Consider the following 20,775-nt stretch of genomic DNA (forward strand, 5'->3'; position numbering starts at 1 on the left):
CGCACGATTCATTTCACTTTGACGAAGATAGGAGCGACCATGCTGTTTCTGATTTATCGCAAAGACAAACCGGGACATTTGCACGTCCGGCTCGAAAACTATGCGCGTCATCTCGAATATCTTGCTCCCCTGACGGGCAAGATTCACGTGGGTGGCCCCACCCTGGGCGCCGGAGCCGGCGCCGCCGACGAAGACATGACGGGAAGCTTCTTGATTTATGAAGCTTCCGATTGGAACGAGGTTGACGAATTCGTCAAGAGCGATCCGTTCACGCAAGCGGGCCTGTTTGCGACTGTCATCGTCGAGCGCTGGAAGCACGGCAAGCATAACGACCGCGCTAAATAGCGTGCCGTCGTTTTTGCTTGCATGTGCGTCCGCTACCTCGCGCCGGCGCGCGCACATTCGACAATCAATTTGCCACATTCATTATTTCCAAGCCACAGCGTGAAGGAGGCGATAATGCGCAACCTGAATGAAGACAACATTACCCAAGCCGTTCTGGCCCGGCTCGTGGATATGCCGGACAATCGTCTGAAAACGATCGTCGTCAACCTGATCCAACACTTGCATGCCTTCGCCCGCGAAACGAAGCTGACCGAGGAAGAGTGGAAACAAGGCATCGATTTCCTGACGGCGACCGGGCACAAATGCACTGACACGCGACAGGAGTTCATTCTCCTGAGCGACACGATCGGCCTGTCGCAACTGGTGGTAGCGCAAAACCATCAGCGCTCGAGCAACGCCACGGAGCAGACGGTGTTCGGCCCGTTCCACGTGCCTAATTCACCACTCTTGCCGCCTCGCGGCGCCGATATCACCAACGGTGCGCCAGGCGACCCGTGCTTTATTTCCGCGCGGGTCATGACGACGAATGGGGAGCCGCTCCCCGGTGCGGAGGTTGACGTCTGGCAAGCGGATTCAGAAGGATACTATGACGTTCAGGACACTCAGTGGTCGAGCGACAACATGTCGTTGCGTGCCCGCTTCATCACCGACGAATCGGGAACCTTATCGATTCGCACGGTCAATCCCAAGAACTACCCGATTCCGACTGATGGGACGGTGGGCCAAATGCTCGAAGCGATGCACCGGCACCCGATGCGCCCGGCGCACATTCATTTCATGGTGAAGAAACCCGGCTACGACACGCTCATCACACATATCTTCTCAGACGGTGACCCGTATCTCGACTCCGACACCGTGTTCGGCGTGCGCTCAAATTGTATTGGCCGCTTCTTGAAGCACCCGGCTGGCAAGGCACCGGATGGGACGAAAATGGAGGTTCCCTTCCACACGATTACGTGCGATCTCGTTCTTGAGCCGGTCGTCGAGTCCTGAAGCGTGACGGTATAGCCCGCAGGAATGAGCCCTTACGTCAGGCTTTGGCCCGCTGAAGCCTGACGCACCGGATTTCGCGGCATCAAGTGCGAGCGCACTCCCCACAGGCCGGTGAAAATGACTATCTTTCAACTTCGACGCTCAAATTAGATATTTTGTAGTACGAAGTATAGATTCGCTCATTAACGAGGTCATCTGACGATAGATGACCTTTAGTTAAACCAAGTCCGACGCAGCAGCTAATGGCTATCAGGACGCGAATGCGGTTTTTAAGTTGACAAACAGAGGAGACAAACGGTGGATGGCCGGCTTCGGATTATATCAATGCTGTGCGCCGCAGCGTGCGCGAGCGGCACCGCCCACGCTCAAAGCAGCGTAACGCTGTATGGAATACTAGACACGGGAATCGAATACATCTCCCACGCCGACCCGGCTGGCGACAAGGTGATTCGCATGCCAGGCAACACGGGGGAACTTCCCTCCCGCTGGGGGATTGCAGGCACGGAAGATTTGGGCGGCGGATTGCAGGCGCAGTTCGTACTTGAGAGTGGCTTCAACGTCAGTAGTGGCGCATTGAATCAGGGCGGCAGGGAATTCGGCCGACAGGCTTGGGTGGGCATCAATTCACCGTATGGCTTATTGTCATTTGGGCGACAGTACGTCATGACCTATTACGCTCTATCCGATGCCGACGTCTTCTATCCTACAATTTACGGCATTCCTTCATTTGATGCGTACCTCGCCAATGCACGCAGCGACAATACGGTTGCATACAAGGGCACATTCCACGGACTGACGATCGGGGCAACGTATTCATTCGGAAGAGACTCGGCGGGAACCGGAAACTCGCCAGGACAAGGGACGTGCGTCGGCTCCGTGCCGGGAGATCCGGTACAGTGCCGCCAATGGACTGCACTTCTGAAATACGACTCCGCGTACTTCGGCGTAGCGGCTTCATACGACGAGCAGCGCGGCGGCGCGACGGCGGCGGTCAATTTCTACGACGGTGCAACGCCCTTCCCCATCACAAGCCGCGTCGACAAGGATGCGCTTGCGGTAGTCGATGCCTACGTCAAGATCGGCAGCGCGCTCAAAGTCGGCTCCGGCTGGGTCGGCCGCCACGTCACGACCCCATCGTCGAATATCACCTCCAACCTCTATTTCCTGGACGCCTCGTACCTGCTTACCCCTGCCGTGCTGCTCGATGCCGAGGTGCAGCGGATCATCAACCAAGACCAGGACGCTCGTGCGACAAAGGTAGCTCTCCGTGCGACCTACCTGCTGTCGAAACGAACCGCGGTGTACGCGGAAGGCGCCTACTTGTTCAACAGCAAGAAGGCGGCCTATTCGGTCAGCGCAGGCGGCGCGTCCACCCCGCCATTTGGTCAAGGTCAGGCTGCAGCGATGCTCGGCGTCCGGCATTCGTTCTAGCGTAGACCGTATTAAATCTATGGTCCCTCCCATTTTTGACACCCGCGAGCATTACTGCTACGCCGCCTCAGGAAATTTAGATTGCATACAACTACCCAAACCAAAAGTCGATCCGAGACATCAAGCGGGCATAAGGGCGGAACGATCGTGATGTCGGCCTGCGTTGAATAATGCTGTGCATCGCGGTCGAGCTGGCGCATGTTCAAAAGACTCAGCATTTGCGGCGCTCCGTCGGGTGATCTTGGAATGGCGCTCCTGGCGAGTGCGGCGATACCGAAACGTAAGCCTGTTCGATCTCGCGGATGTCCAATTTAGTATCCGAAGAATTCCTCGCCGCGAATATCGTCGTCATCGACTTCCATGTCATTGAGCACGCCTCTCATGGACTCGACCATGGCGGGCGGTCCGGCCAGATAGAAAATCGGTTCCGTCAAGCCGGCGCTTGCCAGCTTGATCTTGGCCGTGTCGATCACTCCGGTTTCACCCTGCCAGCGACGATGAGATGCGTTCAATCGGGTCATCGTCGTGATCAGGCGGAGGTTCGGATTGCTGGGGATTCGTGCGCACACGGAGCCCGGCGACGCGGTCATGTTCGACCAGAATGCGCATGTATATCTTTTCGAAGGGGGTGCGCCCGCCGCCATCTCTGGCGTGTTACCTCGTCTTCGGCCTGGGGTACGTGGCGTGTTTACGCCGGAGGACGTATCGAATGCATTGGGGGTGTCGCACAAGTTCTTTCCGAGCACAGTTCCGGCGCCCGTGAAACTGCTATGCCTGGAAAACACGCATAACTTAGGGGCAGGAAAGGTCTGGCCTATCGAGCAGCTAAAGGCGGTTCCACGACGCTGGGGCCTTTGTCGTCCCAGTCGGCCCGTGACAACCTGGCGCTGCAGGTCAAGGCGGCCGTGGCCCACGGCGCGACGTTGCACTATGGCGGCAAAGCGGCCGATCGAGCGGGCAACTTCTTCGAGCCGACGATCCTGACCAACGTGAGCCGTGACAACCCTGCGTACTTCGAAGAGTTCTTCAGTCCAGTGGCCCAGGTGTACGTAGTCCGGACGGACGACGAGATCGTCGATCTGGCCAACGACTCGCGATATGGGCTAGCTGGCGTCGTGTTTTCTAAGAACGTCGAGCGCGCCAAGTCCCTAGCCTCGAGGATCGAGACCGGTGCCGTTTGGATCAACACGTTTTCGAGCACTGCGCCGGAGCTTCCGTTTGGTGGCGTCAAGCGCTCTGGCTACGGCCTTGAACTCTCTGAACTCGGCATTAAGGAGTTTGTGAACCAGAAGCTTGTGCTCGTCGCGAAGAACTGATGTCCCTTGGGCAGAGGGCACTCCGCTTCTGGCCGAGCCCCCTGCCGTCTTGCTACGCGGAAATGTACTTTTCGGCCCACTCGCGCAGGTTCTCAGCTGCTCACCACCGACGAAAGGGATCCGCACGGCAGCGGGCCACTGAGGGGGCGAAGCGCCGTTCGTCCAAGGGCGGTCAAGTCGGCGATGGCAGAAAATATTGCATATATGGTATCGAGGAAACGTGGATCAGTCAGCGGAATTCATTTCAGCACTGAGTTAGAAATTCGCAGGCATGCTTCGTCGGGTTGCGTTCACTATTTCACGAAGTGACCAATCTCCTTGTGGCCGAATCTGCGTCTTGTCGAGTGCAACACGGCGCGGCCGACCCAATGGAAAAGAGGTTGAAGGAGAAGCGGATGAGCGCAGAAAAGTCCTTGCGCTTTCTTGTTGGAAAACTGGCCGATGCCCAATTCGGCGACGCCGGTCCCGGTAACCCGATTCAGTCGCACACGCCCTAATGGGAGCCGTTATGTGTGCGTTGAGGCACTGCGGCCGGAGGAAGGAATTCGAAATCGCCGCGACGTCAGCGAGAGCGTCACCTCGCCCGTAGCGCTTGCCAGGGCGGAGGCAGCCCGACGGGAGGACCGATAAGCGCTGAGCATCTTGGCCAGGAGACATCTCGGCTTCGCCTACAGGCTCGGTTGTCTGGCGCCTACAGTCCGGTTTTCGGGATGCTTCCAACGTTCTAGTAAACAGAACAAGAACGTGAACCGCACGCTTTCGGTTAGTAAAAAAGTATGGTGAGGAGGTGGTCATCTATGCACCGTACGCCTATGACGCGGTAATGATTCTGGTCGACGCGATGAAGCGGGCGAACTCTTCGGACCCGGCGAAGTATCTGCCGTACCTCAAAAAGACAGACTACAAGGGCGTCATCGGCGAGACGCAGTTTGACAACAAGGGCGACGTTATGGACGCAACCTTGACGCTCTATACGTTCAAGGATGGCAAACGCGAAAGCTTGGGCGTGCAGCATTAACCCGGTCTGTCTCAGTGGCGGCATCGACCGGTCAATTTCGCCATTCCCAGTTGAGGGCAGCACGTTTGTGTGCGAGGTGAATGTTGTCAGATACCGTTCAGGTTGCAGTGCCGGCCGAAGTGGATTCACTCGAGTGGGTTCGGCGGATTATGTCGATGGACACGACAACGCGCATATGGAATCTGGGGCTCATGGAAATCATGAGAGACCACTTCGTTCGGCGTGGTCTTCCTGTTGCCCTCACGCATTGTAGTGGCGGCAGAAAAGCTTTTCTCGTAGCCACGGTCCCGGCACATGACGGTCGAACTCGAGGCGGAATTGTAATGGCTGGCCACACAGACGTGTTCCCCATTGAAAGTCAGTCATGGGACACGGCCCCCTTCAGACCGGAGGTCAAGGACGGTCGCCTGTACGGGCGCGGCGCCTGTGACATGAAAGGCTTCAACATCGGCACCATCACCGGGCAAACGCGGCATGTTATGCGCTCGCAATGCCGTGCCATCCGGCCCGTCGCGCGCTTGACGATCGTCCGGGAGAGTCGCGGCGCGAACCGACCGCGTACGCTTCAGGACCTTTAACCGCACCTCGAGATCGTTCGAGATCGTGTAACCTGATCAGACCATCGGGTTGGCATGCTGCGGACGATTGCGAGCGCTTCGTCCGACGTGCTGCATCCATGCTCGACCGTTTTGGGCTTGCGGATCCGCAACTGGGGAGTGCTGGCCGCCTTGCCAGTGAATCATGAGCATGACTTCACTCGTTGTCTCACCCGCGTTCGCGGGCAAGGCCAGTACTTCGTCAAGGCCAGCGAGCGTCTCGAGGACGAACTGCTGGTCGCGCCGGGGCGCATGGTAGTCGCTCATCTCAGCTCCTGCATCAATGTCCCGTGAAGGAGGGCGGGCGCTTTTCCATGTAGCTCGTGAAGCCCTCCTTGTAATCTAGCGTGCGCATGCAGCGCGCCTGCTCTTCGTCGGCCTTCAGGTAGGCGTCGTCGTAGGACTCGTCCAGCGCCATCCAGATCTGGGCCTTCATTGCTGCCAGCGAACGTGGCGCCGAATGCTCGGCGAGCTGGTGCGCGTAGGCCATGGTGTGCGCGAGCAGCACGTCGTCGTCGTGCACGCTGTTGATGAGGCCGATGCGCTCGGCCTCGGCCATCTCAATGCGGCGCGCGGTATACAGCAGGTCGGCGCTGCGCGCCGGGCCGACGAGACGCGTCAGCAGCCAGGCACTGGCCTTCTCGGCGGGCACGCCCAGGCGCGCGAAGGTGAAATTCATCACCGCCGAGCGCGCGGCGAAGCGCAGGTCGCAATGCAGCGCGAAGATTGCGCCCCAGCCGTAGGCCGCGCCGTTGACGGCGGCAATGGTGGGCTTGCGAGCGCGGATCAGGCCACTCCATCCGGCGGCGAATTGGCGCGCGAGCGCGGGGCCGACACCGTCGTCCCACTGCGGCGGCGGCTGGTCGGCAGCCGGCGTAAGCGTGCCGGGGACGGTCGGCGCGTTGGGGTCCCGGTTCGTGGCCCCACCCAAGTCGACACCGGCGCAAAAGGCACGTTTGGCGCCCGTCACCACGATCGCGCGCACCTCGGTGTCGGCGGCGGCATCGGCCACGCGGGCGAAGAAGCGCTCCAGCATCGCGGGGCTGATAGCGTTCATCTTCTCCGGCCGGTTGAACGTGATGGTCGCGACGCGTTGCTCGACCGAATACAGGATGTCCGTGCTCATGGAGTTCTCCGAAGGGGGTTGATCGGGGGGCGGATGCCAAAGAGTTGGGTGATGCGCGTTTTCATGGTGAAGAACCTTTCAGCAAATGCGCTGTGTTTTAGTCGACATTGGTGCACGCGGCGAAGCGGCGGGCCGGCGTGTCCAATCACCGTGGCGGTCGCCGTGCCGGGCGGCGAAGTCGCGCATGCGTTCGGCGATATGCTCGGCGCCGAGGATCTCGGCCTCGTGCGTCGGCCCTGCAGATTCTTTGAACCGTGTTCAGCCGACGGCGAGCAGATAATCGTTGCGCACGATTGGCCGGGCGAGGCTGATCGCCATCGCTTCCTCGCCACCGACGCGGCGCAGCAGTGCCGTAAAGCGTGTGCGTGCTTCGCCGTCGAGATCACGCGCCAGCGCGGCCGCCTTGTCGAAGTGCCACAGCATCTGTGGTGCGCTGCTGCGCCGTATCGTTACGCCACGCAATTTGAATTCGATTGGGCCCAGCGTCGGATGTACGCGCCGCTTGGTATCGGTAGTGACGAATTGCCCGGCCGGTAGGTCTGGATAGGCGGCGAGCCAGGCGTGGTAGCAGGCAGCATTGGCCAGTAGTTCGGCCGTCCAGTCGCGGAACAACATCTCCAGCACCGGCTCCAGCGTCCTCGGCAGTGCGTCGTCGGCGGGGAAAGCGGGGGCGATGTCGGGGTACTCCGCATCGGGAATCACCGCCAGGTTCATGCGCTCGACCCAGCGTAAGACGTTAGGCGCCCGCAGCGCCATGATCCGCGCCGGCGCCGGGTCACGCCCAAGGTGAGCGAACAGCGGCGCCATCAGGCCGAAATCGGCGATGCTGGGATGGCCGCCGAGCAGGTAGGGCACGTGCTGGAAGTGGATGTCGAGCAGTTCCAGCAGTTCCAGATACACGCCTTCGATGGCCGGGGCGGCCTCGGGCGAACCGCCGATTGTCCGATACCGGCCGCTGAAATAGTCGATCATCCTGGCGCCGGCAGCGTTGCGCGCCTGGCGGTCGTTGCCCAGATAGGAGACACGGCCGAACTCGGCGTCGAGGAAGGACCGCTGCTCGGACAGATACGGTTCGGCCCAGCGGTAGTGCATCGCTGGCAGCCTCAGATGCTCGGTGCCGTAGGCGGCGAGCAGCCAGGCGACGACGCGTTGCACCGGACTCGCCGGGATCATTGCCGGCTCTGGCAGACGCCGCTCCATGAAGTCGATGATCTCCGTCGAGTCCTGTAGCACTTCGCCCTGTGGCGTTTCCAGGACGGGTGCGACGCCGAGGCGGACGATGGGCCGGATTCGCGATTGGAAATCGGGGTGCCCGGCATAGAACTCGCGATATGGGATACCCTTCTTGATCAGATAAGAGCGCACCTTGCCGGTGAACAAGGACAGTGCCCCACCCCAAAGGGTGTAGGTATTGCAAGTGGGTCGGGTATCGGACATGCCAATCTCCATGTGAAGATGAGGAAGAAGAGTCGATGCAGCCGCACCGGGCAGATCTTGCGTATTTGATCCGGGCGCGGCGGCGTCTCTGCGGATACTCGGTTAGAAGACGTGGCGGATGCCAACGACCAGCAGATTCTGATTGCGCGTTTTCGAAGGCGCGTTCATGTAAATGTCGGCGACAGCTTGCGGCCCGGATACCATCTGCAAGTCGTTGTAGATGTAAACATCGGTACGCTTGGAAAGACGATAATTCAAACTCACCTGCATCGTGTGCCAATGCGGGTTGGCGCTCAAACCTCCATAACTTCCTTGCGTATACACGTACCCGGCTCCCAACATGAGTGCGGGCGTGAGATCGTAGGTAACCGAAGTGTCGTAATTGGTCAACGACAGCCCCGTGCCGTCGCGATACGAATAATGGATATTGTCGACCATGAAGTTCCAGCGCACGCCGTTCCCAAAGTCGTAGCGTCCGCCGGCGCCGAAATTATGCTGTCTCACTACGCCGGCCGCCGAGTTGAGCGGACTGGTGCGGAACAGAAAAAACGGCGCGCCCTGATAATCGTCGGTCACCGCACCGGTGGGGTTCACCGTCCCCGGGCTATCCAGTTGCACGTATGCCACCGCAAACTTGAAACCGCCCTGCGCATAGTTGACGCCGGCGCTGTATGCCCGGTTGAGGCCAAATGCACCGGCGGCATTGCTGAGCGCGTACAGTGCCTGCGCATTGAAGCCGGCTATCGTGGGAGACACGTATTTGATCGAGTTGTTGTAGCGCCAGCTGCCATATAGATTGTCGGCATCGCCAGGGTGAGCCGCGAGGCCATTGGTCGCCACCCCTGCGGAGATCGGCGCGATATAGTCCCAGAACGCGTCGTACTGGCGGCCTACGGTCACTGTCCCCAGGGTATTGCTGCTTAGCCCAACGAACGCCTGGCGTCCGAACATCCGCCCGCCCTGCCCGAAGTTGCCGTTGGTAATGTTAAAACCGTTTTCCAGTTGCGCGACCGCGCGATTGCCTCCGCCCAGATCCTCACTGATCTTAAAGCCGAGGCGGTTGTTCTGTTGGATTCCGCTCATCAGCTTGACGTTTGACGCACCGCCTTCGTTGTTGGTCCAGGCGACCCCCTCCGAAATGAGACCATAGATCGTCACGCTGCTTTGCGCGACTGCCAAGCCCGAGGCCGACATCGCCGCGAACGCCAATACTCCGAATACTCCGTATCGCCTCATGTTTCCGTCTCCATGGTTTAAGAGGTGACCGCTGAGTGGGCTCGTCGGGTTCTCGTCGTCGTATCCTCGGTACCTTTGCCAGCGTTATCGCTGGCAAAGGCCGCGGCCGACCCACTTATCCGACTGTCCGAACGAGCGATGCAACCTCTTTACGTATCTTTGATATTTCGAATTTGACGGCAAACGCCGGTTACAGCGCACGCCCTTTGAGTTCGTCGCGCACGCTGAACAACCACACGGCAGCGCCTAGGCATAACAGCACCGAGATCAGGTACAGGCCATAGTCGATGTGGCCTGTACGCGTTTTGATCAAGCCGACGAGAAAGGGGCTGACAAAGCCGCCGATCTGCCCGATGCTGCTGATGAGGGCGATCCCGCCGGCTGCTGCGCTACTGCCGAGATAGGCTGGCGGCATGACCCAGAAAATCGGTAGCGCAGCCAACGCGAGCGTCGCGACGCTCGCAATGCCAAGCATCACAGGCAGACCGGTATGCAACGTGAGCAGCGACAGCGCAAGGGCACCGCCGACCGCACAAACCGCAAAATGACGCCGACGTTCCCGCGTCTTGTCCGAATGGCGTGAGATCATTACGATGGCGATCGCCCCGATGCCATAAGGAATCGCGCTGTACAGGCCAACCAGCATCACGTCCTTGACGCCGGACTCCTTGATGAGCGTCGGCAGCCAAAAACTGAAGGCAAACACACCGCAAACGGCCGTGAAATAGACAAACGAGAAGAGATAGACTTTGGGGTTTTTCAGTGCGTTGCCAAACGACTGAGGTTTCGCGTCATGCTTCTCGAGATGATCGGCGTTAATCGCCTGTATCAGGTTCCGCTTCTCCTCGTCGGACAGCCACGACACCTGTTGCGGGCCATCGACGAGGCGAAAATAGGCAATCACGCCCAGGATGCACGCGGGCGCACCTTCAAGCAAAAACAGCCATTGCCAGCCTTGCATCCCGGCGACACCCGTCATGTCTTTCATGATCCATCCTGACAGCAGTCCGCCGACCAGACCCGCGATGCCGACGCCCGCGAAGAACCATGAGACCACTGTGGCGCGCCGTTTGGACGCGTACCAGTAAGTCAGATAAAGCACGATGCCAGGAAAGAATCCCGCCTCAGACACGCCCAGCAAAAAGCGCAACAAATAGAATTGCCATGGCGAACTGATGAAAAGCATGCCGGCCGACACAAGGCCCCATAAAATCATGATTCGCGCGAAGGCTCGCCGTGCTCCGATTCTCTCCAGCAGCAGATTGCTCGGCACTTCAAAGAGCAAGTAACCAATGAAGAACATGCCCGCGCCGAGGCCATAGATGGAATCGTTGAAGGCCAGATCCTGCTTCATCTGCAACTGGGCGAATCCGATGTTGATCCGGTCCAGAAACGAAACGACATATGCGATGAACAGAAACGGAATGATCCTCAACGTGATCTTCCGATACAGCCTGTCAGGCGGCTCGATTTCTTCGAGTACTGTTGTAGCTTCCATATCTATCTCCTCATATTTCCTGGTTTCTTGATTCCTGATGCAGCCGTATCCTCAGTGTCCGGGAAAGGCAAATACACCCCGGGGGAGCCGCGCTGGGTCCTGTGCACATGACTATCGAACTCGAGAACGTATCTGCCGGTCGGCTGGCAAGGCGCACGCTGCACCGCTCTGTCGCTCCAAGCAAGCAGCCGGAAACGCGGCCAGATGGCCGGCAGAGTGCGTTCCCCAAATCTAAAAATCGTTCAAGAGGTTGCCCGACCAAAGGGGCGATCGCTGCGCCATGCGCCCTGCGAAGATTCCCAATATTCGCTGTGGCACATTCCTTGCCATTGCCCCTTTGCTGGGCAACGCGAGCTCGATAGTCATGTGAGCAGGTTCTAATATGGTGGGTGAAAATAAAACTCGACGAAACGAAAACAGTGCTAACGCTGTTACGCGCATTCTGTTATCGGCGTTAATACCGTCGCGAATGCCGGCCACGCCTCCGTCTTGGTATAAAACGATACTTGAGAGAGGCGAGCAGCCAGAAGGTTGAGAGAGACTGCGGTGACGGCTAGCCCTTCACCGCGGGCTGTTAAGTTTCTCGTCCGAATTGCTTCAGACGAAACTGACCCATTCAACCTTCGCTCGGATCATATGGCGACGCGCGGTTTTCAAGCTTCCATTTCTTCTCAGCGTCCGTATCAGGCCGAGGTGGTCGATGGCCGTCGATCAACCACAGTTCTCGCGGCGTTTCGCCGACATGCAACTCGTAGTGGTAGCCTCGATCCTGGACAAATGGCGCTATCGCGGCGTTCGCTTTGCGCAGCCAAGACTCCCTCCACTCGACGTCCTTAGAGATGTGCCTGGCGAATTGGTCTAATCTGATTCTTACAAAGTCGCCTCGTGACTCGCCTCCCATGAAGAAGGAGTCTTTCGGCTGTTCATGAAACAGCACGCCTACGTAGAAGCGAGGAATGGCGACGTAAATGTCGACGATGCGCCTGGCCATCTCCTGCTTTTCCTCTGCCGTGTACGCGCCGACTGGATGATAGATATTCCACAAAGGCATTTTTGTCTCCATGCATCACAATAGATGCCGCGTTTCGTATGTCAGTACATCTAAGTCTCTTGCAAGAAATAATGAACTTGACATTAGTGAGGCGGCGGTATCGGTAGCCCAGGGATAGGCTACCGGTTAAAACCAATGTTCTTCGCAACGCAGCGTTCTTAGGAAAGGCGATCCCGCTGCCCATCCGCTTCCTTTAGAACCAAGGCCAGATTCACAACGATCAATTGCGCCCCTTCGGGCAGAAGTACGCAGCCACATCGTCGTTCCAACACCGACGGCATCTCCCGTGAACCGTACCGATGATCGGTACCGTCGCACGCTCTCAACCCGTTCTATTGGCGACGGGGAAGGCCGAGTAGGCTGCGAGCCTCGTCAGGCGTTGCCACGTCTGCGCCGATGCTTTTGATGATATTGACCGCACGTATGACCAGCGCTGCGTTGCTTGGCGCCAGTTCCCCTTTGGCAAGATAAAGATTGTCCTCGAGGCCCACGCGGACGTGGCCGCCAAGAATCACGCTTTGCGCCACGATCGGAAATTGGGCGCGCGAGATGCCGAACGCCGACCAACGCGCTTTCTCGGGCAGATATCGCTTCATCTGCAGAAGGCTCTCGGTGTCGGCGGACGCTCCCCATGGCACACCAAGACACAACTGAAACAGAGGAGCCTGCAGAATCCCCTGCGTTTCGATCAGGTGGCGCGCCAGACGCACGTGCCCGAGATCGAATACCTCGATTTCCGGCTTCACGCCTGCTTCCTCGATCAAGGTTGCCATCTTGACCAGATGGTCAGACACGTTGACGAATGCGCGATTGCCGAAGTTCATGGTCGCCACGTCGAGGCTGCAGATTTCCGGGCGCAACTCGAGCACGTGCCGGACGCGGGCGTCAGGCGTCATCATCATACTCAATTCACTTCCCCGGTTCGGGTCTTCGTCGCTGGGAACGAAACGTGAACCCGGGCCCGTTGTCAGATTGATCAAGATCGGGCACCCACTATCGCGGATACGCGAAACGACTTCTCTGTAAAGCGACAGCTCAGTGCTTGGAACGCCAGTCTTGGGGTCACGAACGTGAATGTGAGCGATGCTCGCACCGGCTTCACATGCAGCAATGGCCTCATCGGCGATTTGCTTGGGCGTAACGGGCACTGCAGGGCTCAGCCGCGGCGTATCGCCGCCTCCAGTGAGTGCACAACTGATAATCGTCTTGCTTGTCATAGTGTTCGTTCAAAGGAAATAAGAATGAAGCGCCACAATCGAGCGCCTCGCCATGTGACCGGCGTCAGGCGCCCGTCGTGGCATCCATCGAATAGGGGCTCGGACTTGAGTGGCCGCCGCATCCAGTCCTCTCGGTCGTCTGGTCCGGGCAGTTTCGGATGTTCCAGAGTGGCATGATGTGTCTTCTCGATGATGGAAATGACAGTGAGCGGGCGGCGCGCCGCGGGACGTTCAGGCGGCCCGCGCGGGGCCGAATGGCGCCGCTCCGACGGGGGCAACCTTGATCAGCTTCTTGTTGACGAACTCGTCGAAGCCCAACTGAGAAAGCTCGCGGCCAAAGCCTGAACGCTTGACGCCGCCGAACGGCAGTTCCGCCGACGTGCCGAACGGCTGATTGACGAACACCATGCCGCTGTCGATCTGCGCGGCGACGCGCTCGCCGCGTTCGGTATCCGCGGTGAACACCGACGCGCCGAGACCGTACGGCGTGCCATTAGCGAGCGCAACCGCGGCGGCTTCGTCCTCGACAACGTGGAACGCGGCGACCGGGCCGAACAGTTCTTCGGCGAAGACCGGATTTTGCGTTGTGATGCCGGTCAGAACAGTCGGTTGCAAATAGAAGCCCGGCCCTTCGACGCGCTTGCCGCCACACACGACGCGCGCGCCGTGCGATACCGCGCGATCGATCTGCTCAAGCAGCAGATTCAGCGCGCGCTCGGACGAAAGCGGTGCGACGGCGGTCGCCGGGTCGGCCGGATCACCAGTCTCGAGCGCTGCCATCCGCGTCGCGAAACCTTCGAGAAACGCGTCGCCGCGTGCCTTGCCGACCACGATGATGCGCTTCGAACCAACGCAGCATTGACCCGCATTGAGCATGCGGCCCGCGACCGCGCTCTGGATAGCCCAGTCGAGCGGTGCATCCTCGAGCACGATGAACGGATCGCTGCCGCCCAGTTCGAGCACGACCTTCTTCAGGTTGCGCCCGGCACGCTCGGCGACGGCGGCGCCGGCGCGCTCGCTGCCCGTCAGTGTCACGCCCTGGACGCGCGGGTCGTCAATGACGCGGCCAGCCTGCTCGATCGAGATGAACAGATTCGTATATACACCTTCTGGTGCACCCGCTTCCTCAAACAGTCGCGCGAAAGCCAGCGCCGATTGAGGCACGCTTTCGGCGTGCTTGAGCAGCAGGACATTACCCACCATCAGTTGCGGCCCGGCTACTCGCGCAATCTGATAGTAGGGAAAATTCCATGGCTCGATGGCGAAGAGTACGCCGATCGGCTCGATGTGTACGGCCGCGCCGGGCGCTTCTGTGAGTGGGCGAGGTTGCAGATACGCGTCTGCGTGCTTGGCGTAGTACTCGAGAATGCTTGCCGACGATTCCACTTCCTTGCGTGCTTCACCGCTGCGTTTGCCCATTTCCAACGTCAGGTAGCCCGCGTATTCGCCGGCCTTTTCCCGCAGCAGCGCCGCCGCGCGCGACACAACTCGCGCCCGGTCGCTGACCGGACGGCGGCGCCAGTCGGTTTCAAAAGCACGATGCGCTGCAGCGAGCTTCGCCTCGAGCAACTGGTCGGATATGTCATCGTAGGTGGCGAGTAGCTCGCCTGTAGCAGGACTGACAGTGTTGTACGGCATGAGGTTCTCCGTGAAAAACGCCTGGGTCGAGTCTCTTCGATAGCCGAAGAAATCGGTGTTTAAGGACTTGCCGCTCTCGCAGGCAAGCTCCGGGATACGCTTCCCCACGATTTTTATAATCAGGACTCCGATATCGTCTCTTGCTCGGCCCGTGAGCCAGAGGATGGCGTTGACTCGTTCTGCGATACTTGCCTTGCGAGATTACGTGCCTCGAACAGCGGCGACATCACGCGACAAACGAGGATTCCAGCACTAAGTGACACAATGACCGCGCACATCGGGCGCTCGATGAAGATGGAAACGTCGCAAGTGGCTTCAGTTCGACCCGATACACGAAGCGGCGACGGCGAGGTTCTCGGTCGCCGGCACGGCGCTTAGCAACATGCCGCTGGAAATCGCATCCTGGATTTCCTGCTCCGAAAGACCCACTTCGCGAAACACTTCGACGTTATGTTCGCCGCGAAACGCGGGCGCGGTTCGAGGCTCAAGCGTCTCGTCGGAAAAGAGCCACGGATAGCCCTGAATCTTGTACGTTCCGCCGCGCCGGTCCGACACTTCGTGTACCGCGCCCCACTGCTGTGCCCATTCGGTATTGGCGAGTTCCTTAAGTGTCCGAATTTCGCCAATCGCGATCTTCGCTTCATCCAACTGGGCATCCAGCAACTTGAGGTCTCTGAACGACAGGATCCACGTCTGGATGATCGAGTGCAGCGCGTCGTAGTTTTGCAGACGCCCCTCCGCCGTATTGAAGCGCGGATCGTGAATCAGATCGGGCCGACGCATCGCGCGCAGATAGTTCAGGAACGACCTGCTGCCGATAATGCTTTGCGCCGCTACGATTTCTTCTCCGCCGGGACCGACAAAGTGTGGACCGTCTGCCGCACCTAAGGCGCCCGGCTCTGCCCCTGTATCAACTTCCTCAATGTCGAGATGCGCGCGCTCGTTGACAGAAAGCAGCACTGCCGCCATCGCGACATCAATGTGCTGCCCTCGCCCCGTTACTTCCCGTTTGCGCAGTGCCGCGAGAACACCAATCGAGGCCTGCAGACCTGCGTACACGTCGGCATGAGACAGCGCATCGGTGCGTGAACGTCCATCGTAGTTATCGAAGTGCGTCAGCATTCGATGAGTGAAGCCGGCTTCGGCCTGCACGGTCGCAGCATAGGCCATCCGTGAAGCCCATGGCCCGAATTGCCCATAACCGGTGATCGAGACATAAATCAGGCGAGGGTTGCGCTTGCTAAGCGTCTCATAATCCAGCCCGAACGACTTGAGCGTGCCGGCCCGGAAGTTCTCCACGACTATGTCGGCGCCGTCGCATAACCGCAACGCCAGCTCACGCGCGTTCGCCACATTGAGGTCAATGCTCACGTTGCGCTTGCCGCTGTTTTGCTGTGCGTAGTACCCGGACATGCCGTCCACGAAGGGGTATGACAGACGCGTAACGTCGGGGCGAGGTGGCTCGATCTTCACGACTTCGGCGCCGAGGTCGGCAAGCGTGCGCGCACAGAGCGGCCCAGCGAGCACTCGGGAAAAATCAACAACTTTGATACCTGAAAGAGGACCCGGCATAATCAGTTCCCCTCGTAGACGGCAAGGCCGGGACCGTCCTTGAAGAACGAGTCGAGTCCCCGCTTCAAGTCTGCCGATGCCCAGAAGGGTTTCTGTACTTCAAACATGGCCTTGTCCGCAGCCTCGACGCCGTCATTGAGCGCAATCGACACGAGCCGTTTCGTTGCAGCATGGGCGACCGTCGGACCGTTCGCCAGTTCTTCGGCTATCGAGAACGAAACTTCGTCGAGTTTGTCGTCAGGCACGACCAGATTCACCAGCCCCCAACGCTCTAGCGTGGCCGCGTCGTAGCGACGTCCGAGCATCGCAAGTTCCTTGGCCCGAGCCGGTCCCGCACGCATGACCTGCCGCTGGATACCGCCAAGCAGCGGATGCAGCCCAAGTGCAACCTCCACTGAACCGATCTTTGCCGACTCTGCAACTACACTGTAGTCGCACGCCAGCACGACCTCGAAACCGCCACCCAGGCAAACGCCGTTGACAGCCGCGACGATCGGAATGGGCAGCGTCTCGAAGGCGCGCAATATTTCGACCGGGTCGATTACGCCCTTACCCTCCCTTTCGATGCGCTCAGGGAACAAGCTGACCTCGGCGCCCGCCGAGAAGTGACGCAGTGCACTGCGCAGGAGGATTGCTCTTGAACCGCGCTCCACTGCCTCAGCAAAGCCAGCAAGAAGAGATCGATACATCGTGGGCCCCATGAGGTTGTGCGGACGATGGGTCATCGTAAGGACACTAACCTTCCCCCTAACCTCCACCGCGAGAATCTCATTGCACATTTCAGCTCCGTTCGTGTCGCCGTGTTTGCAGCGCTAACATTCATGTGCTCAATGGTAACATCGGAAGCGGTTCCTGGTATTAGGGTTTCCCCGCGGAACTGACACGAACGAACGACCGGGCTACGCCATTGTCCGGTTTGGTAAAATTGGGAAAGAGTGCTCGCCAAATCGATCACGAGACTAGGCTCATGCCTTAGCAATTGAGACTTCTTCGAGATACCCATTGAATGTCTTCAGAAACATCACGCGCCACTAGCAGTGCCTATCATCACGGTGATCTGCGCAACGCCCTAATTGCGCAAGGTCGATCCGAACTCGAAACGCTCGGACCCAATGAGTTAAGTCTTCGTCGCCTGGCCAAAGCGGTGGGCGTATCCTCGGCCGCGTCGGTCCGTCACTTTTCCGACAAGGCTGAATTTCTCGCTGCCCTCGCGACTGACGGGTTTCGAGAACTCGCCGGCATCCGCCGCACGATAGTCAGCGCGGGAGGCGATTCCCTCACCGTTGCCTATCGGATGATGAACGCTTACGTGGAGTTCGCCGATGCGCACAAGGGTGTATTCGCTCTGATGGCTGGCCCACGCATCATCGATCGCGACGCCTACCCTGACCTATTGCAGGCAGGTAACGAGTCGTTTTCCGACTTCGCCGGGGCTATCGCAGCTTATGCCGAGGAATGCGGGTGGACTGCGGAATCGCTGCCTTTTGTGAGTCACGGCGCGTGGGCGATGGAGCACGGGCTTGCGACGCTCATCCTCAGCAGTCGCGTGCCAAGGTCGGATGTGCGCGTCGCTGTTGATCCGATGGTTCACTTCTCGATCACTATGTACCTTCATGCGATTGCAGCCGGGCCTGAGTGCTTGCAAAAACTGCTTGAGGCGACCGCCGGAGCCTGAAAGGTCTTAACTGTTTGTATCTTTCCGCGCTACTGCCACGTTGTTGGCATGTTGCGGGAAATGCAACGACAATTGGGGGTATAAAACGAACCAGCTTACGGCAAAGGGCAGCTGCCAATGACGCGATCGCCTATTCGGGATACCGCTTCCCGCCCTACGTAATCAGCTACGCGGTGTGGCTGTATTACCGTCTTCCGTTGAGCCTGAGCATGGTCGAGGAGTTACTGGCTGCACGCGGCATTGACCTGACCTACGAGACGGTTCGACGCTGGTCGGTGAGGTTTGGCCTGGGCATTGTCACCTTCCGGCATAAAGGAGCCGGGTATTTCCGGCATATAGGCGCCAGCAGAAGTGGGTGGAAACGAGCATCTCGGTGGGTTCAAGAATGTGTCGTTTAGCTGCCGTTTGCAAGGTTCAAATGGTGCTCGGGAAGGTGCCGAGGGCTGCGATAGGAGTGACCATCGAGCACGAGGCAGTAAGCGTTGTGACGCAGGCGGTCCAGGGTGGCCGAGGCGAGCAAGCGGTTGGATGGGAACGCCTGGTCCCATTCGGTTAGATCGAGGTTGCTGGTGACGATGGTCGAGGCGGCCTTGCACGAGCAGATGGCGCAGGTGCTTGTCGCCACGCTGATTCCGCACAGGACGCTTCGCCCGCCCGTGCTGTGCTGCCGCGGGACCAGTCCGATCGAGGCTGCGAAGTTCCGGCCGCCAGCAAATCCAGTCGGTGGCCGACGGCTTGCTCAAGCCGTGGCGCGCCGCACAGCGGCTCGAGCTGACGACGCATCAGGTCCAGCGTCTGGTGGATCGTTACCGCGAGTCTGGCGCGGCTGGACCGGCCTCGCGCAAGCGTGGCCGAGATGACTTAAACGCTGTCCCTCCCGGGCGGCGATTGAGCGGCTCGGTGGGGCTTAAGATTGTAGTGGTTCAAATTCCGCCTGCTGGCGAGCGTACCATCGCCGTTAGCAGCAAAGTCCGAGCCACCCGGAAGCCTAACTCCCGGTACAGACGAACGGCCGAGGTATTGGTCTCAAAGACGTGAAGGAACGGCACGCGGTCGCGTTGCTGAATCGTTGCCGACAGATGCTCCATCATGAGACGCCCCAACCTTTTCCCACGCCAGTTTGGGTGGGTGCATACAGCGCTGACTTCGACGTACTTTCCGGCAGTCATGCGCTCCCCTGCCATGGCCACAAGCTGGCCTTCTTCGCGTACGCCGATAAAATAGCCCAGTTCGTTCGTACGTGTGTTGAACGGACCCGGCGCTGTCAACTTGACGAGTCGCAACATCTCAGGAACATCATTTGTCCCCAGCCGGACAATCCTCGCATCGGAGGACTTCACGAACTTTTCCTCAGCGATCATCTGGTAGGCAGTAGCCTCCCGTACGACGTCATAGCCCGGAGGAATCTCAGGTTTTCCCATCGTGAAAAGCGCAAGACGCTGCGCTGGTTGCAACATGGATGCAATCTGGGCGACGCTCTCTTCACTGTAATCTTGCGCTGCCCCGAAAGGTGCGAACTCAGGTCGATATCTTGCGCCGTCCTTGTTGCGTTCGACGTGGTCCGGGCGCGCCTCCGACAGAGACGCCCATACAACGTTGCTGAGATATTCGTCGGATTCGATTTCTACTGATGCGCCGGCTGCTCCAGCGTTTGACGGCTCCATGACACCTCCTATGATTCTTTAACCTTGGTCCATGCGGGTATCTCAGTCGAAACCCCGCAGTTATTGGAACATAGCCACGTGCTTTAGATTAAACGCCTCGACGGTCACGGGTGGCGTGCCGGTCAGGCGAGCATTAGTCAGTCAGCCGGAAGTGAGTTACGAGCGGAACAGTGGAGCCGACAAGGCTGAGATTCTAGTCAGCCTGAGGTCGGTCGTTGACAACCGATCGGTACGCGCTTGCTCACCACGCATGCATTGTCCATGCCGTTTTTGACGCGGTGCTGTTAACCGACGTGCCCGCTCAGTTGTGGATTGTCGTCAATTTTGATGCGTCCGTCGAGTGTCGCTTATTGCCGGCACGCGATCCCACGACGAATTGCCGTAATCGCTCCCCGTTGCCGCCCTTCGCTGCTCAGCTACGAACGTTCGGCTAACGCAGCATGCACCAGACATTCTGACATAACGGTCGAACGAAACCCAACGTGAGTCTTGCGAATTACACCTGTCGTGTGGATGATCGCTCCGGTAGGCTCGCGGATCGACGTTGAGAGCATTCCCTACCAGCAAGAGTCCTCAGTTGACCGGCGGGCTGGTCTGCTTCAACGCAGATTCGATATATGCCTGGCGAAGTGCCAGAGTGAACTCACCGGGAACACCGCCGCTTATCGGCACCCCATCGATTGCTACTACCGGGTAGACGAATTGGACCGAGTTTGTGATGAAAGCCTCGGCCGCCGCTTTGGCCTCATCAACCGAAAAAGCTCGTTCTTCCAATCGAAACCCACTGGCGCGAATGAAATCCAAAATCCTGGCACGCAGGACACCGGGTAAAAGAGCGGTCGAAAGCTCCCTGGTAACGACTACCTTGTCCTTGGTCACGATGAAGACGTTGCTTGACGCCGCTTCGGTAACCAGGCCATCCCTGACGAACCACGCATCCTGGTAGCCCTCTCGCTGGGCAA

At 59.0% G+C, this 20,775-nt stretch carries 20 protein-coding genes and 4 pseudogenes; 9 read left to right on the forward strand and 15 right to left on the reverse strand.

Annotated elements, in window-relative coordinates; all coding sequences use genetic code 11:
• The first annotated feature begins 39 nt into the window (after nt 1–39).
• The 3 genes from J3489_RS30260 (at nt 40) to J3489_RS30270 (ending at nt 2,769) form a co-directional block, all read left to right on the forward strand.
• The gene (locus J3489_RS30260) at nt 40–345 is read left to right on the forward strand and encodes a YciI family protein (RefSeq protein WP_207004503.1); all 306 of its coding nucleotides are present in this window, start codon (nt 40–42) and stop codon (nt 343–345) included.
• A 114-nt stretch (nt 346–459) separates the two neighbouring features.
• On the forward strand, nt 460–1,338 hold the full coding sequence (locus J3489_RS30265) for an intradiol ring-cleavage dioxygenase (protein ID WP_207004504.1): 879 nt from the start codon (nt 460–462) through the stop codon (nt 1,336–1,338).
• 324 nt (nt 1,339–1,662) lie between these two features.
• On the forward strand, nt 1,663–2,769 hold the full coding sequence (locus J3489_RS30270) for a porin (protein ID WP_207004505.1): 1,107 nt from the start codon (nt 1,663–1,665) through the stop codon (nt 2,767–2,769).
• 311 nt (nt 2,770–3,080) lie between these two features.
• Here J3489_RS30270 and J3489_RS30275 read toward each other — a convergent pair whose 3' ends face one another.
• Nucleotides 3,081–3,290, reverse strand: coding sequence for a ferredoxin reductase domain-containing protein (locus J3489_RS30275; RefSeq protein WP_207004506.1), 210 nt, complete (start codon nt 3,288–3,290; stop codon nt 3,081–3,083).
• Nucleotides 3,291–3,357: 67 nt separating this feature from the next.
• Between J3489_RS30275 and J3489_RS30280 the strand changes: the two are divergent.
• The 4 genes and pseudogenes from J3489_RS30280 to J3489_RS38975 form a co-directional block, all read left to right on the forward strand.
• Nucleotides 3,358–3,546 (forward strand): annotated as a pseudogene (locus tag J3489_RS30280) (low specificity L-threonine aldolase); the annotation flags it as partial.
• Between the two features lie 77 nt (nt 3,547–3,623).
• Entirely contained in the window at nt 3,624–4,085 is a 462-nt protein-coding gene (locus J3489_RS30285) for an aldehyde dehydrogenase family protein (protein WP_242540420.1), read from the forward strand.
• A 772-nt stretch (nt 4,086–4,857) separates the two neighbouring features.
• Nucleotides 4,858–5,103: pseudogene (locus J3489_RS30290) on the forward strand (branched-chain amino acid ABC transporter substrate-binding protein); the annotation flags it as partial.
• Nucleotides 5,104–5,426: 323 nt separating this feature from the next.
• Entirely contained in the window at nt 5,427–5,681 is a 255-nt protein-coding gene (locus J3489_RS38975; RefSeq protein ID WP_207004507.1) for a M20/M25/M40 family metallo-hydrolase, read from the forward strand.
• A 36-nt stretch (nt 5,682–5,717) separates the two neighbouring features.
• Here the strand turns inward: J3489_RS38975 and J3489_RS30300 are convergent, their stop codons facing one another.
• From J3489_RS30300 to J3489_RS30345, 10 genes are all read right to left on the reverse strand, one after another.
• Entirely contained in the window at nt 5,718–5,966 is a 249-nt protein-coding gene (locus J3489_RS30300) for an acyl-CoA dehydrogenase N-terminal domain-containing protein (RefSeq protein WP_207004508.1), read from the reverse strand.
• Nucleotides 5,967–5,979: 13 nt separating this feature from the next.
• Nucleotides 5,980–6,825, reverse strand: a complete 846-nt coding sequence (locus tag J3489_RS30305; protein WP_207004509.1) for an enoyl-CoA hydratase-related protein — start codon at nt 6,823–6,825, stop codon at nt 5,980–5,982.
• A 258-nt stretch (nt 6,826–7,083) separates the two neighbouring features.
• Nucleotides 7,084–8,262, reverse strand: a complete 1,179-nt coding sequence (locus J3489_RS30310; RefSeq protein WP_207004510.1) for a glutathione S-transferase family protein — start codon at nt 8,260–8,262, stop codon at nt 7,084–7,086.
• Nucleotides 8,263–8,364: 102 nt separating this feature from the next.
• Nucleotides 8,365–9,498 (reverse strand): porin, encoded by a 1,134-nt coding sequence (locus tag J3489_RS30315; protein ID WP_242540421.1) that lies wholly within the window; start codon nt 9,496–9,498, stop codon nt 8,365–8,367.
• 190 nt (nt 9,499–9,688) lie between these two features.
• The gene (locus tag J3489_RS30320; protein ID WP_207004511.1) at nt 9,689–10,996 is read right to left on the reverse strand and encodes an MFS transporter; all 1,308 of its coding nucleotides are present in this window, start codon (nt 10,994–10,996) and stop codon (nt 9,689–9,691) included.
• Nucleotides 10,997–11,612: 616 nt separating this feature from the next.
• Nucleotides 11,613–12,047 (reverse strand): tautomerase family protein, encoded by a 435-nt coding sequence (locus tag J3489_RS30325; RefSeq protein ID WP_207004512.1) that lies wholly within the window; start codon nt 12,045–12,047, stop codon nt 11,613–11,615.
• A 332-nt stretch (nt 12,048–12,379) separates the two neighbouring features.
• A complete protein-coding gene (locus J3489_RS30330; protein WP_207004513.1) occupies nt 12,380–13,264 on the reverse strand; it encodes a beta-keto acid cleavage family enzyme in 885 nt (294 codons plus the stop codon).
• Nucleotides 13,265–13,495: 231 nt separating this feature from the next.
• On the reverse strand, nt 13,496–14,902 hold the full coding sequence (locus tag J3489_RS30335) for an NAD-dependent succinate-semialdehyde dehydrogenase (protein WP_207004514.1): 1,407 nt from the start codon (nt 14,900–14,902) through the stop codon (nt 13,496–13,498).
• A gap of 315 nt (nt 14,903–15,217) precedes the next feature.
• On the reverse strand, nt 15,218–16,474 hold the full coding sequence (locus tag J3489_RS30340; RefSeq protein WP_207004515.1) for a CaiB/BaiF CoA transferase family protein: 1,257 nt from the start codon (nt 16,472–16,474) through the stop codon (nt 15,218–15,220).
• A 2-nt stretch (nt 16,475–16,476) separates the two neighbouring features.
• On the reverse strand, nt 16,477–17,253 hold the full coding sequence (locus J3489_RS30345) for an enoyl-CoA hydratase/isomerase family protein (RefSeq protein WP_207004516.1): 777 nt from the start codon (nt 17,251–17,253) through the stop codon (nt 16,477–16,479).
• 227 nt (nt 17,254–17,480) lie between these two features.
• Here J3489_RS30345 and J3489_RS30350 point away from each other — a divergent pair, with 227 nt between their 5' ends.
• A complete protein-coding gene (locus J3489_RS30350; protein WP_207004517.1) occupies nt 17,481–18,149 on the forward strand; it encodes a TetR/AcrR family transcriptional regulator in 669 nt (222 codons plus the stop codon).
• Nucleotides 18,150–18,274: 125 nt separating this feature from the next.
• Nucleotides 18,275–18,436: pseudogene (locus J3489_RS30355) on the forward strand (IS6 family transposase); the annotation flags it as partial.
• A gap of 107 nt (nt 18,437–18,543) precedes the next feature.
• Here J3489_RS30355 and J3489_RS38645 read toward each other — a convergent pair.
• From J3489_RS38645 to J3489_RS30375, 4 genes and pseudogenes are all read right to left on the reverse strand, one after another.
• Nucleotides 18,544–18,774, reverse strand: coding sequence for an ATP-binding protein (locus J3489_RS38645; RefSeq protein ID WP_309491442.1), 231 nt, complete (start codon nt 18,772–18,774; stop codon nt 18,544–18,546).
• Nucleotides 18,737–18,855 (reverse strand): annotated as a pseudogene (locus J3489_RS30365) (transposase); the annotation flags it as partial. The pseudogene J3489_RS30365 and the gene J3489_RS38645, both read right to left, overlap by 38 nt.
• Nucleotides 18,856–19,072: 217 nt before the next feature.
• Nucleotides 19,073–19,813, reverse strand: coding sequence for a GNAT family N-acetyltransferase (locus J3489_RS30370; RefSeq protein WP_207004518.1), 741 nt, complete (start codon nt 19,811–19,813; stop codon nt 19,073–19,075).
• Between the two features lie 573 nt (nt 19,814–20,386).
• The coding region (locus J3489_RS30375) for an aminotransferase class IV (protein WP_207004519.1) at nt 20,387–20,775 on the reverse strand (389 nt) is incomplete at its 5' end.

Source organism: Trinickia mobilis, assembly GCF_017315705.1.
Lineage (GTDB): Bacteria > Pseudomonadota > Gammaproteobacteria > Burkholderiales > Burkholderiaceae > Trinickia_A > Trinickia_A mobilis.

Coding starts and splice junctions, on each gene's coding strand:
- J3489_RS30260 (WP_207004503.1), top strand. CDS start 40: ATGCTGTTTCTGATTTATCGCAAAGACAAACCGGGACATTTGCACGTC.
- J3489_RS30265 (WP_207004504.1), top strand. CDS start 460: ATGCGCAACCTGAATGAAGACAACATTACCCAAGCCGTTCTGGCCCGG.
- J3489_RS30270 (WP_207004505.1), top strand. CDS start 1,663: ATGCTGTGCGCCGCAGCGTGCGCGAGCGGCACCGCCCACGCTCAAAGC.
- J3489_RS30275 (WP_207004506.1), bottom strand. CDS start 3,290: ATGACCCGATTGAACGCATCTCATCGTCGCTGGCAGGGTGAAACCGGA.
- J3489_RS38975 (WP_207004507.1), top strand. CDS start 5,427: ATGGCTGGCCACACAGACGTGTTCCCCATTGAAAGTCAGTCATGGGAC.
- J3489_RS30300 (WP_207004508.1), bottom strand. CDS start 5,966: ATGAGCGACTACCATGCGCCCCGGCGCGACCAGCAGTTCGTCCTCGAG.
- J3489_RS30305 (WP_207004509.1), bottom strand. CDS start 6,825: ATGAGCACGGACATCCTGTATTCGGTCGAGCAACGCGTCGCGACCATC.
- J3489_RS30310 (WP_207004510.1), bottom strand. CDS start 8,262: ATGTCCGATACCCGACCCACTTGCAATACCTACACCCTTTGGGGTGGG.
- J3489_RS30315 (WP_242540421.1), bottom strand. CDS start 9,498: ATGAGGCGATACGGAGTATTCGGAGTATTGGCGTTCGCGGCGATGTCG.
- J3489_RS30320 (WP_207004511.1), bottom strand. CDS start 10,996: ATGGAAGCTACAACAGTACTCGAAGAAATCGAGCCGCCTGACAGGCTG.
- J3489_RS30325 (WP_207004512.1), bottom strand. CDS start 12,047: ATGCCTTTGTGGAATATCTATCATCCAGTCGGCGCGTACACGGCAGAG.
- J3489_RS30330 (WP_207004513.1), bottom strand. CDS start 13,264: ATGACAAGCAAGACGATTATCAGTTGTGCACTCACTGGAGGCGGCGAT.
- J3489_RS30335 (WP_207004514.1), bottom strand. CDS start 14,902: ATGCCGTACAACACTGTCAGTCCTGCTACAGGCGAGCTACTCGCCACC.
- J3489_RS30340 (WP_207004515.1), bottom strand. CDS start 16,474: ATGCCGGGTCCTCTTTCAGGTATCAAAGTTGTTGATTTTTCCCGAGTG.
- J3489_RS30345 (WP_207004516.1), bottom strand. CDS start 17,253: ATGTGCAATGAGATTCTCGCGGTGGAGGTTAGGGGGAAGGTTAGTGTC.
- J3489_RS30350 (WP_207004517.1), top strand. CDS start 17,481: ATGTCTTCAGAAACATCACGCGCCACTAGCAGTGCCTATCATCACGGT.
- J3489_RS30370 (WP_207004518.1), bottom strand. CDS start 19,813: ATGGAGCCGTCAAACGCTGGAGCAGCCGGCGCATCAGTAGAAATCGAA.